Annotated in this window: 10 protein-coding genes; all 10 read right to left on the bottom strand. The window is 43.7% G+C overall.

Annotated features, from left to right (window positions below; translation table 11 throughout):
• Positions 1-7: 7 nt before the first annotated feature.
• The 10 genes from E3K36_02105 to dnaA all read right to left on the bottom strand — a co-directional run bounded on the left by E3K36_02105 (position 8) and on the right by dnaA (position 12,240).
• Positions 8-952 carry an efflux RND transporter periplasmic adaptor subunit gene (locus E3K36_02105; protein ID MCF6154047.1) on the bottom strand — a complete coding sequence of 315 codons (945 nt, stop codon included), beginning with the start codon at positions 950-952 and terminating at the stop codon, positions 8-10.
• 8 nt (positions 953-960) lie between these two features.
• Positions 961-1,689: an ABC transporter ATP-binding protein gene (locus E3K36_02100; protein ID MCF6154046.1), complete on the bottom strand. Its 729-nt coding sequence runs from the start codon at positions 1,687-1,689 to the stop codon at positions 961-963.
• 117 nt (positions 1,690-1,806) lie between these two features.
• Complete coding sequence (locus E3K36_02095) at positions 1,807-2,961, bottom strand: FtsX-like permease family protein (GenBank protein MCF6154045.1); 1,155 nt, start codon at positions 2,959-2,961, stop codon at positions 1,807-1,809.
• 6 nt (positions 2,962-2,967) lie between these two features.
• Positions 2,968-4,077, bottom strand: coding sequence for a rod shape-determining protein RodA (gene rodA / locus E3K36_02090; GenBank protein ID MCF6154044.1), 1,110 nt, complete (start codon positions 4,075-4,077; stop codon positions 2,968-2,970).
• Between the two features lie 524 nt (positions 4,078-4,601).
• Positions 4,602-6,047, bottom strand: coding sequence for a hypothetical protein (locus E3K36_02085; protein ID MCF6154043.1), 1,446 nt, complete (start codon positions 6,045-6,047; stop codon positions 4,602-4,604).
• Positions 6,048-6,069: 22 nt separating this feature from the next.
• Positions 6,070-6,555: a TraR/DksA family transcriptional regulator gene (locus E3K36_02080; GenBank protein MCF6154042.1), complete on the bottom strand. Its 486-nt coding sequence runs from the start codon at positions 6,553-6,555 to the stop codon at positions 6,070-6,072.
• 29 nt (positions 6,556-6,584) lie between these two features.
• Positions 6,585-9,044, bottom strand: a complete 2,460-nt coding sequence (gyrB, locus tag E3K36_02075) for a DNA topoisomerase (ATP-hydrolyzing) subunit B (protein ID MCF6154041.1) — start codon at positions 9,042-9,044, stop codon at positions 6,585-6,587.
• A complete protein-coding gene (locus tag E3K36_02070) occupies positions 9,025-9,372 on the bottom strand; it encodes a DUF721 domain-containing protein (protein MCF6154040.1) in 348 nt (115 codons plus the stop codon). Before E3K36_02070 ends, gyrB begins: the two co-directional genes overlap by 20 nt.
• 125 nt (positions 9,373-9,497) lie before the next feature.
• On the bottom strand, positions 9,498-10,598 hold the full coding sequence (dnaN, locus tag E3K36_02065) for a DNA polymerase III subunit beta (protein ID MCF6154039.1): 1,101 nt from the start codon (positions 10,596-10,598) through the stop codon (positions 9,498-9,500).
• A 262-nt stretch (positions 10,599-10,860) separates the two neighbouring features.
• A complete protein-coding gene (dnaA, locus tag E3K36_02060) occupies positions 10,861-12,240 on the bottom strand; it encodes a chromosomal replication initiator protein DnaA (GenBank protein ID MCF6154038.1) in 1,380 nt (459 codons plus the stop codon).
• Positions 12,241-12,393 lie beyond the last annotated feature (153 nt).

The following is a 12,393-nucleotide window of genomic DNA, read 5'->3' as shown; positions in this document are numbered from 1 at the left end:
TTGAAATTTACGGTGTAATCTGATCAGTCGCCTCAATGAATACATCCATCTGTTGCCCGGCAAAAATCGGCAGATCGTTGTGTTCAACGCTGTAAATGACCTGCAGCACACGCGTGTCAACACGCTCGGTGCTATCGCCGGTGAGCGACTTTTTGGGAATGACATACGGCTCAAAACGAACGAATTTCAGAGGTGTTTTTATTTCCCGGTTGCCGCGCAGAAAGGCCACTGCTGGAGTATCTGGTTGCACACGCCATGCATCGTTTTCATCCACATCAACGCGAACGTTCAGGGGTTCTATGTTGCCGAATATCATGAGTGGCGTTTGGGTGATGCCCGCCGGGGCAAATTCACCAACGTGAATTTTCGCTTGAAGGACTTCGCCATCTCGGGGTGCTCGTACGATAATCCGGTCAAGGTTGGTCTCCGTCTCTTTCACCTGCGCTTCAGCTGAAGCAACCTCTGCTTTGGCCCAGGCCAGTCTTGCTTCAGCAGTTTGTACCGCATAACGGCGTCTGTCCATTTCATCAGTGCTAATGACCTTTTTGTAAGACAAGATTTCAGCCTTGGCTAGTTGATCTTTCAAATCGTCCAGTTGCGCCCTTTCTACCCTAACCTGTGCCCTGGCTACCCTGAGCGCCGTTTGCCTCGTTGCCAGTTGTGCCTTCAGGTCGCGGTCATCAATCTTAAACAACGGATCACCGGCCTTGACCTTGCTGCCAACGGAGACGTAGATCTCAGAGACAACACCAGGAATGAGCGTACCGATTGCGATGTTTTCAGTATTCGCCTCCACAATACCGGCTCCGGCCACGGACGATCTGAAGGGAGGTGCGCTCGGATCCACAACAGGCTGAGACGGAGGAAGGGATTTGCTGCCTTTAACGACCGTTAGTACAGCGAACCCAATACCTAAAATGGACAGGACGGGTAGCAGGTATTTTCTAATAATAAACCTCCTTAGAATTTTTTATTATCTGGCGAATTACGATTCAAACTCTCTATACTAATAATGTAACCGTCATCCATTTTGGCAATGCGGTCTGCAAATTCAAAAATGCGTGCATCGTGGGTGACGACGATAAACGCACGATCAACGCCAACTGCAACCTCCCGTAACAGTTCCATGACCCTGTAGCCAGTCTCATGGTCAAGCGCACTGGTGGGTTCGTCACATACAATGAGTTTCGGGTTGTGTAACATTGCGCGTGCGATGGCGACTCGCTGCTGTTGTCCGCCTGAAAGTTCCGCGGGAAGTGAGTTTGTACGGTCACTGAGTCCGACGCGGCAGAGGATATCACGCGCCCTGTCTATTGCTTCGCGTCGTTTGACACCATTAATGATCAGCGGAACCGCAACATTCTCAGCAGCCGTCAGGGCAGGGATCAAATTGAACATCTGGAAAACAAACCCGATGTTTTGTCCACGATACAGCGTTTTCTCATTAGGTTTCATACGTTTGAAATCATGGCCAAACACCAGACATTCGCCGCCGTCCCGGTCTAAGACTCCGGCAATAACAGAAATCAACGTGGTTTTGCCACTGCCAGACGGGCCAACGAGCATCATCAGTTCTCCCGTACGTACTTCCAGATCCACGCCGCACAGGGCATGGACCTGGGTACTGCCACTTCCATACGTTTTGGTTACACCCCGGCAAAGTACCGCAATGTTATCTGTATTTGACATACTGAATAGATGCATTCTCTCTGATTTATTGTTACAAACAGGTTTTCATTTCCCATACTGGATATCCGGCTCAAGCTGCTTAAACGACTTGAACGGTTTGAACCATATTTTTTACCCCTAGCTCTTAAAGACAACCGCCGGTTCCAACCGTACCACCTTCCACATGCTAAGGGCGGCAGAGATAGCGCAAATTAACATAATGGCGATTGCGCTGAAGACTAAGAGTTGCCATGGCAGCCGGAAGGAAAGTTCCGTGCGACCGGACAGCGTTCCGAACACCGAGGCGGCACCAACTCCAAGTCCGTATCCGATGCCGCCGACCATTGTTGCCTGAAGCAAGATCATTCGCAGTAACATAAAATCCGAAGCGCCCATTGCCTTGAGCGTTCCGAAATAGCGCAGATTGTCAAGAGTAAAATTATAAAATGTCTGTCCGGCAATAGCAACACCCACGATGAAACCAAGTACTACCGTAGTCCCAAAATTGATAGGAATACCTGTGTATTTCGTGTAATAATTGATAGTAATCTTTTTAAATTCATCCTTCGTATAGGCAGCCAAACCCGTTACCCGGCGAATGCGCCGGCATAGTGTCAGGAGATCCTGGCCCGGCTTTGCTTTTGCCAGCACAAAAGACATCTGCTTGCGTTCACGCGGCGAAAAGGTAGTTGCCCGTGAGAATGTCGTGTAAACAACGGGCTGTGATTGAAATGTCCGTTGTACCTGGCAAATCCCGACAACAACGGCACGATGGTCGTTAAGCTCCATGGTGTCACCGATTTTCATGGGTTCGCGTTTTCCATCTGGCAGAACCCTGGCCAGCTTGCCTGTTGCACCAACGATATCTACAATTACACCATCACTTCGGCGGAGGTCAGCCATTTGCCCTTGTAACATCCTCGGCGGACCTCCAATTAATGTCTCGTCGTCAAGACCAATGACGTTGCATGTCTGAAAGGTTCCGTTCGGCAGCCTCGCCTTCAGCAACCCCTTGTACAAAGGCACCGCCCACGCAACCCCTTGTACGCTGCGAACGCGAAGCGATTCCGTTTCTTTCATTGGTTTGAGATCGTCAATGTACTGCACTTTCGGATCCATTACCCAGATGTCAGGAAGCGCCGTGTCCGTCAGGAAGCCAAACGTTCGCATCATCAGTCCTACGAAAATGGCTGACTGTTGGGTAATAAGCAGTGAGGCGAATGTCAGTCCGACAATGATGCCAAGGTACTTGGCGCGATTTCCAATAAGCATTTTTAATGCAACAAAATTCATTTTTTATTACCGTATTTCATGGAGATATTGAGAGGCAAGGTCAATCTTAGAACGCATTTTAATATTAAAGATAATAGAAAGTGCAATAAACGATGTAAGCATGGAAGAACCACCGTAACTGATAAAGGGAAGCGTAATTCCTACAATGGGGGCTATTCCCAAAGTCATGCAGATATTGATCACGATTTGAGTTGCAAACATGGTAACCAGTCCTATAACAATGAGTCGCCCGCAAGGCTCGCGCGTGCTTCTGGCAATACCAATACCGCACGTAAGGAAAACAATATAGAGAAACAGGACGAAACATGCCCGTAAAAATCCCCACTCTTCAGCAATAACGGCAAAAATAAAATCAGTATGTCGCTCTGGCAGGAATTTCATTTGGTTCTGCGTGCCATTTCCCCAGCCGGCTCCAAAGAAACCTCCGGAACCGATAGCGATGAGGGACTGGAGTCTGTGATAGCCTGCACCCCAATCATTGGTTTTCTCAGGCCAGAGAAAACCAATGATCCTCATTTTCTGATAAGACTTTAACAGAAACATCCAGAGTAAAGGTGAGACGGCTAGTCCGGTACCGATAAATATCAGGAGGTGATGAAGCCGGATGCCTGCAGTATAGAGAATAGAAAGTAAAATAGGAACCATGACCAGCGCCGTGCCCAAATCCGGCTGCTTTATAATGAGTGCCATAGGTATGAAGGTCAAAAGGAGGGAAATTCCGATATCAAATAGTCCGAGACCATATTTCTTGTACCGGAGAAATCTTGCAAGGGTGAGGACCAGGGTGATTTTCATAAACTCTGACGGTTGAATTGAAAAAGAACCGATGGAAAACCACCTCTGTGAACCTTTCACGGAACCCCCAAGGACTAGCAAGAGTAATAAAAGAGAAAGGAAGCATGCGTAGATAATATATGCGTAGTGGGCGAATGAGAGATAATCAAAATAAAGAAGGGTAAAGAAAAGGGTAAATCCCATCAGGACCCATACGAGCTGTTTGAATGCGAACTTCTCAGACGATGCGCTCCAGATGAAAAATATCCCCACGGTCAAAATGAGGCATATTATGGGGAACATGAACCAGTCAAAATTTTTTGGACTTATACTACGTATCATCTGTTACTCTTTAAATTAGGTTGGGTTTTAAAAGACAAAAACCCAACAACTTTCTTGTCATTCCGAACGAATATGAGGAATTTTGACATCGTAAGATTCCTCTTTGCAATGATGACAGGCAAGGATGCCTGTCCCACGAAAACAGCTTGAGTAGTCCAACGCACCATCCATACGTTGGATTGTTTTGGTGCGTAGGACGCACCTACTATGGCTGCTTGTTCCCAAACAGAGTTTGGGAACAAGCAAAGCACGACAAACAAAGTTTGTCCATGTCACCCTGTAACCCGCTTACATAAAATGAAAATTTCTATACAATAAGTAACAAAAATTCTTCCGATTTCTCCTTCGCAAAGAGGGAATTCACCCTGTGAGATGGTAAAATTTATCTAACATGGTAAAGGAGAAGTCTTCCACCGGTTATTTGTCATAAAGGTGGTGAAAATACGGAGAAAATCATTCAGCTTGAATGGGTTTTACAGAGAGGTTATACTTTCAGATTTACGATTTGTTCAATCTGAAATGCATTATTTCAATGCCCTTTTTAAAACCTTGCCGGTAGGACCGTGCGGTAACTCCTTGCGGAATTCAAAATATTTGGGTACTTTGTAATGTGGCAATCGCTGCATGCAGTAGTTTTTAATTTCTTCCTCGCTGCATGTCATATGCTCATGCAGCGCTATAAATGCCTTGGGCGTTTCACCGCGAACTTTGTCAGGTACCCCGACAACAGCTACTTCAAAAACCTTCTCATACCCGCTGATGACGTGCTCAATCTCATTAGGAGATACGTTTTCTCCGCTGATAATGATTAACTCCTTTTTCCTGCCCGTGATCCACAGGAATCCTTCCTCATCAAGTTTCCCGTAATCTCCGGTCTTCAGCCATCCATCCGTTGTAATGGTCTCCGCCGTCTCCCTGGGCATCTTGTAATACCCTTTCATCACATTTGGCCCCTTTACCCATATCTCGCCCTCTTTATTTACCGGCTGTTTCTGACCATTGTCGTCTACGATCTTCACCTCTAGGTTGTCCAGTGGAGGGCCAATGCTGCCTGGCTTGCACTTTTCAGGAAGGTTTACGGAAACGATTGCCGTGGCTTCAGTTAATCCGTAGCCCTCGGTCAACGGGACTGGAAATATTCTGTTGAATGCCTCCAGGACGTCTCCCGGCAGGAGTTCTCCTCCTGACGTACAGAGCTTTAATGTGCTCAGGTCATGATTGGTTGATTCAGCAGTTCGCAAAAGCACCCGGTACATGGATGGAATTGCAAACAAGGCCGTGACTTTGTATTTTTCAATCATTTCCATGACCTTTGGTCCTGAAAACCGCGGAAGGTAGACAATTGTAGCACCAACGCAGACTGGCAGGATCAATGTTGTGGTTAATGCGTAAGTATGAAACAATGGTAGAACGCCCAGCAATACGTCTTTCTCTGTAAAATGGAAGGCGTGTATGCACCCATTCAGGTTGCTCAGGAAATTCCTGTGTGTCAGCATCACCCCTTTCGGGCTGGCATTAGTACCCGAAGTATAGAGCAGAGCAGCCTGTTCATCTGTATCACCCTGCCTGATATTCCTTTCATCGAACAATGCAGGAGATTGTCCCTCTTCTCCGGCAAAGATCTGTTCTATCTGATTTCCCAGCAGTGGTGCAAATAAGTTGTCGGTGAAGACGGTATCTATACCTGCATCCTGGATTACATAGAGCAATTGCGCTGGAGAAAGGAGGTAATTTAATGGAACAGGGGTTTTCCCTGTCATGAGGATTCCATAGAATGTGGTTACAAATTCTTTCCCGTTGGGAAGGAGTATTCCTACATTTTCTCCGGTATTCTCCAATAAGAGTCGCGCCGCATGCCTCATAGTTTCCTTGCGGAGGTCATCATAAGTGTGAGCACCATTTTGGTCTATGATGGCAGTTTTCCGGGCGTATCTTTCACAAGTGTTTAAGAAAGTTTCAACTAGCGTCATCGATCCTGGATCTTTTTAAAGACTAATTCCTGCTATCATCGTATTCAAATTCAATAATCTTCCTTCCAAAGTATCTGCTGTCTATATCGTCTGCCTCCCCATTTTCCGGTTTGTCAATGAGGTCTTCAGCATCATATCTCGTCTGGATAGTTTTTTCGCCGCACTCCTTTTCCTCTTCTTCCTTGCAACTTACACACAAGGTGGCAAACGGAATAGCCTTCAGCCTCGCCTTTTTTATCATTTGACCGCATTGTTCACAAATTCCATAATGTCCCGCGCGAATCCGTGCCAGGGCATCTTCTATTTGTTTCAGTTCCCTTGCATCCTCTTCGGCAACGGTAATTTCCAATTCATCGGTTGAGGAACTGGATGCAATCTCTGCAATATCTGTCATCTTTCCGCCATTGGCATCCCGATATTTTTTGACCCGTTCCTCAAGTTCTCGTAATAATATATTCTTTCTGTTTAAAAGAACATTTTCCATCTGTTTCAATTCTTTCTTTTGCATGAAATCGCTGTAGCTCCCATTACAAAAAACTAAACGTCTAAATTTCTTACTTCTAATGCATGTTTCTCTATAAACTCTTTTCTCCGCTGAACGTCCTTTCCAGCAAGGGTGCTGAAGATCGCATCGGCTTTCGCCGCATCTTCCACTTTTACCTTTAATAGTGTTCTGGTGTTAATATTCATGGTAGTTTCCGCCAGTTCTTCCGCATTCATTTCACCCAGACCTTTGTAACGCTGTATCTCCAGCCCTTTTCTCCCGATCTCACGTATCTTTGATAAGACCTCTCCAAGGGAGTTGGCATATATTTCCGTATCCCCTGATGCCAATTTGTATTTTGGCTCTTCGCTGTTGCGTCCGTCAAAATACTCATCTATTGAAAAACCAAAGTTCTCTATTATCCGCATAGTCTTCTCTATTTCTCTGCTTTCATGATATTCAATGACTTCTATTTTTCCCTCTTCCTTTCTTTGCTTATTCTCGAGTACATCGTCCTCTTCCAATATCTCCAGTTCCCTTCCCTCTGCCTGCTGCTTCTCTTTTATAAATTCTTCCAGTTCTTCTTCCGAATAGATATAAAATATCTCTCCTTTATAGGTCACCTTATAGAATGGAAGATTTCCGCTTTTTTTATGTCGTAACCCTAAAAATCTGTCCAGGGATATTCCTTTCTTTCTTAACATTTTTGTATACTCTTCCATTTGTACTAATTGCTGTAATAACTTTCCCAGCTTTGAACTGTCCAGGCTTTCTTTTTCGCCACTGTTAACTTCCATAATAGTCCCTTCACCACCAAGTGATATAAGCTTCTTTTGCAACTCCCTGTCATCATAAATATATTCCTGTCTCTTGTTCTTTGTTACCTTGTACAGTGGCGGCTGCGCAATATAGACATGCCCTTTTTCTATAAGATCTATCATCTGGCGGAAGAAAAACGTCAGCAGGAGCGTTCTGATATGCGCCCCATCGATATCGGCATCCGTCATTATTATAACCTTACCATACCGCAGATTGCTCACATTAAACTCATCCATTCCTATGCCTGTTCCCAAGGCGGATATTAGTGTTCTGATCTCCTCATTGCTCAACATCTTGTCAATGCGCGCCTTCTCTACATTTAAAATCACGCCTTTTAACGGCAGGATTGCCTGAAATGTACGGTCTCTTCCCTGTTTTGCCGTTCCACCTGCGGAAATACCTTCTACGAGGAATAATTCAGACGTCTCGAAGTCTCTCGAAGAGCAATCCGCCAGCTTTCCGGGAAGATTTGTGCTTCCAAGCGCCCCTTTCCTCCTCGTTAAGTCCCTGGCTTTTCGCGCTGCTTCTCTCGCCCTGGCTGCATCTATCCCCTTATTGATGATAGCCTTCGCTGTCGCCGGTGTTTCCTCACAGTAAATTCCAAACTGCTCGTTTACCACGGTTTCTACGAGACCCTGAACGTCACGATTACCAAGTTTCGTCTTTGTCTGTCCTTCAAACTGAGGATCAGGCAGTTTTACGCTTATGACAGCCGTAAGTCCTTCCTTGTAATCGTCTCCTGTAGGTGCCTTTTCTTCGCTAAGGAGACCTTTATTCTTTGCGTAGTTGTTGAGAGTTCTCGTAAGAGCAGCTCTGAAACCGCTCAGATGAGTGCCCCCCTCCACAGTGTTGATATTATTTGCAAAGGTGTACACATTTTCACTATATCCATCATTATACTGCATAGCTACTTCAATAATAGTACCGTTGCTTTCCTTCTCAAAATATATTATATCTTTATGAATTACATCTTTCCCTTCATTAAGTTCTTTTACAAACGCCTTTATGCCACCTTCATACTTGAATGAATCACTCTTATCCGTCCTCTCGTCACTGAGCGTTATCTTTAACCCTTTATTCAGAAAAGCATATTCCCTCAGTCTTTTCGCTATTGTTTCATAACAAAACGTTGTATCTTCGAATATTTCAGGGTCAGGCTTGAAAACAACCCTGGTTCCTCTTTTCTTGGTAACGCCTCTTAACTCAACGGGCGACTTTACTTCACCTTTCTCATACCGTTGGAAGTACATATGCTCATCCCTTCTTACCTCTACCTCCATCCACTCGCTAAGGGCATTCACAACTGATACGCCGACCCCATGCAGACCGCCGGATACCTTATAGCTTTTATGTTCAAACTTACCTCCGGCATGTAACGTGGTCATAACCACCTCTAGCGCCGACTTATTCGTTTCTTTGTGCACGTCGACAGGAATACCCCTTCCATCGTCTATGACGGCCAAACTACCGTCTGCATTTATCTTTACACTGATATTTTCACAGAAACCTGCTACCGCCTCATCCACACTGTTACAGACCACCTCCTCTACCAGATGGTGCAACCCTTTTAGGGTAGTATCCCCTATGTACATTGCCGGCCTTTTTCTAACTGCCTCTATGCCGCCAAGCACCTTTATAGACGTTGCGTCATACGTATCTTTTCTTACTACTGAACTAGTCTCTTCTGCCTTCATTTATTATCCCTGCTTTAAAGCGAATGTCCTCTATACACTGCGTGCCGATGATCTCATTAATTCGGGCAATTATAGCATGTTTTTCAAAATTAGTCAAATGGTGAATAAGCGCAGTAGATTCTACGTTCACATATAACACTCTATTTTTTAACCCTGTTATAAATGAGCACTTACAAACTTCATCACCTACGATACGTTGCCATGCTTCCCTGACCTGGTTATAAGTTCTGTCGGTAACACTTCTTTTTGGAAACACGTCTTTCAGTATCTGACCGATTCTGACAGTCTTGTTCCTGTTATAAAAATATCTTTCTGGTAGTTCTTCCATAGTACAGTGTCACGACTCCTTTAATTATGGTAAAATGGTCCTATAGTTAATAACTAATAATCACTTAACCTTCCAACCATCTGGCTATCCAACCAAAGTTATATCTCTTTTCTATTTTGCAGTGGTCATTTCGGCTCAATAGGCATAATAACATCCATCTGTTCGTAACCTGTTTTAAATACAGCAGCCCCTTCACCGTCGTTAAACATCATAACAATTGTACCACCATCGGAAACCTTCAGTACATCCGTGACGTAATCTGGATTGAAATGTATCACAAAATCAGGACCTTCATAACTGGCAGCAATCTCCAACTCGGCCTCCCCAACATCCGCAGCCCTCGAAGTAAGTGTTAGCTTTCCACTGGTTATGGTAAATTTCACAACCCGGCATCCCTCGCTCGTCATAAAAGAGGCCATTCTCACCCCAGACAACAAGTCATCTTTATTTACCTCCACCACCCTCTCATTTTTCTCTGGTATAATATCTTCATATTTCGGATACTGACCTTCTATGAGTTGTGATACAACCCCACCTCTTTCACCAATAAAGCATATTCGTGACTCACCCATTCCAACTTTTAGAACACCCTTACATTCGGACACAAACCTTTGCATGAACAACAGGCACTTTACTGAAACTACACCATCCATCACTACACCAGCCGGATTATGTACTTTACGCTTTATACAGGACATTCTATTTCCGTCCGCCGCCACCATAATAATATCATCCCCAAAAATCCTCACAAAGACACCGCTTAACACGCTCCTTGTTTTCACAGTCGATACCGAATGAACCACTTTCCCTATCATATCACCAATAATCGCTCCGTCTACTTCAACAAACTCATTTGTCTCAGTCACAGTTACATCCGGAAACTGAACGGAATCTTCCCCTGCAATCTTAAAATGCCCACCCCTGGACTTTAACATACAACTGCTATCCTCTACAGACATTATTACTTCATCATGTTTTGCCCATTCCCTCAGAATATTATTAACGCGAATCGCTGGTAAAACAATACTACCATCCCCAACACATTCCTTTGCCGGCACAAAACATTTAACCAAAACCTCCAGGTCAGTTGCCGTTAGCTTTATACAAGTATTCCCAACCTCAACTTTAACTCCCCTCAGTACATTCTTTATCGTCGAAGATGGCACTATGCCAGTCACCAAATTAAAACTGTTGTATAAATCTTTTCCTGAAAAAATTATATTCATCTTCTGTTCCTATATCTTTATATATATTTTTATAAAATAAACATCGTAGAACTATTATACGATGAATAAAACTTAGCTAAGTACCATAAACACTTGTAAAACAATAAGATAAATTACTTAAGAACCTGTAGAAAACCTGTAGAAAACCTGGTGTACAAGTATCCTTTGTTAGGGAGTCAGGTTCCATCAATACCCAATCCCCGGCCCCGGATCTCAATAAATTGTTGCACACTTTCTACATACTATAAACCTCATATAAACCTCACCTCTGTAATTCATTTTCCAACTTCTGTAAAACAAAAAGGAGATTTTTATCTTTCTTCAACATTTGTTTTATCTTTTCATCAGCATGAATCACGGTTGAATGGTCCCTTCCGCCAATATAACCTCCGACTTCCACAAGTGACATATTCGTCAGCTTTCTTGAAAGATACATTACTATCTGTCTTGGTAACGCCAGGCTTCTCGTTCTTCGTTTTGATTGAAGTTGCGATACGGTTACATGGAACCTTTTGGAAACCGCCTCAATGATAGCCTCAATGCTAATCGTCTTTTTATTTCCCGAAAGATACTGAATCACCTTTTTGGCAAGGTCCAGAGTAATACTGTTTTTCGTTATCTTTTCCTCCCTGTTTAACCGCGCAATGGCCCCCTCGAGTTCTCTGATATTGCCGGGGAGATTTTCTGCCAGATATGATGCAACCTCGTGGGATAAATTAATACCCCATAGCGATGCCTTTCTTTCGACAATTGCAATGCGGGTTTCTATGGTCGCACTATCTATGCCACAGAGGAGCCCCCATTTAAAACGAGAGACAAGTCGATCTTCCAGGGTATCTATAGATTCCGGGGGGCAATCACTGGTGATAACAATTTGTTTCTTTGCATTATAAAGGGTATTAAAAGTATGAAAAAATTCTTCTCTGCTTCCTTGAGAATTCTCAAAGAGCTGTATATCATCTATAAGGAGTGCATCGGCGTTTCTGTATAACTCCCTGAACGAATCCCAGCTATTTGATCGTATGGTGGAGATATAATGGTTTACAAATCGTTCGCAGGACAGAAAGAGCGTTTTCATAGCATATTTGGAAGTCAGCAAGTTGTTTATGGCATGAAGAAGATGCGTCTTTCCCAAACCCGAAGCGCCATGAATAAACAAGGGGTTATACGCATGTCCGGGAGACTCTGAAACTGCAACTGCTGCAGCATGTGCCAGCCTGTTACATGGTCCAACAACAAAATTCTCAAAACTGTAATACTTATTTAATGGTATCGAGTAACAATCATCAGATATGCCTGTGGTAACAGGTGCAGAACCATCCGCAGAAAAGGAAAGAACCGGCGGCTGCTCAAAAACTTCATCTTCTGTGGAAATAATTACTTCCCGTGAAGAATTTAATACCTTGTAAACGGCGCTTGAAAAAAGGTCGCTGTAATTACCATGAAGCCAATCCCTGATAAAATTGTTCGGAGCAACAAAGGTAATACTATTGTCTGTAATAGAAAATACCCTGAGACAGGAAAACCATATGTCAAACTGTTGTGCAGTAACAACCTTTTTTATTACAGATAATATCCCCCTTAATATAAAGTTCCTTTCAATTTCAGAGACGGTTGCTTTTTGTACTAAGGCGTCTAGCATTGTACAAAATTATACAATGTTGTTCATAAAATATTTTATATACGATTTTCAAAAACTTTGGAGAATGATATCAAGAACAAATAGACAAGTCAAACCATTAATATTTATGAAAGACCATTGTTAATGAAATTTCACTTAACCCGTTAGAGTGGA

Origin of the sequence: Candidatus Brocadia sp. (assembly GCA_021646415.1) — a bacterium.
In the GTDB taxonomy this organism is placed as follows: Bacteria; Planctomycetota; Brocadiia; order Brocadiales; family Brocadiaceae; genus Brocadia.
Note: the sequence above shows the minus strand (reverse complement) of the source record. Positions and strands in the feature narration are given on the sequence as shown.

Coding starts and splice junctions, on each gene's coding strand:
- gyrB (MCF6154041.1), bottom strand. CDS start 9,044: ATGAAGGCAGAAGAGACTAGTTCAGTAGTAAGAAAAGATACGTATGAC.
- E3K36_02080 (MCF6154042.1), bottom strand. CDS start 6,555: ATGCAAAAGAAAGAATTGAAACAGATGGAAAATGTTCTTTTAAACAGA.
- E3K36_02100 (MCF6154046.1), bottom strand. CDS start 1,689: ATGTCAAATACAGATAACATTGCGGTACTTTGCCGGGGTGTAACCAAA.
- rodA (MCF6154044.1), bottom strand. CDS start 4,077: ATGATACGTAGTATAAGTCCAAAAAATTTTGACTGGTTCATGTTCCCC.
- E3K36_02070 (MCF6154040.1), bottom strand. CDS start 9,372: ATGGAAGAACTACCAGAAAGATATTTTTATAACAGGAACAAGACTGTC.
- E3K36_02095 (MCF6154045.1), bottom strand. CDS start 2,961: ATGAATTTTGTTGCATTAAAAATGCTTATTGGAAATCGCGCCAAGTAC.
- dnaN (MCF6154039.1), bottom strand. CDS start 10,598: ATGAATATAATTTTTTCAGGAAAAGATTTATACAACAGTTTTAATTTG.
- dnaA (MCF6154038.1), bottom strand. CDS start 12,240: ATGCTAGACGCCTTAGTACAAAAAGCAACCGTCTCTGAAATTGAAAGG.
- E3K36_02085 (MCF6154043.1), bottom strand. CDS start 6,047: ATGACGCTAGTTGAAACTTTCTTAAACACTTGTGAAAGATACGCCCGG.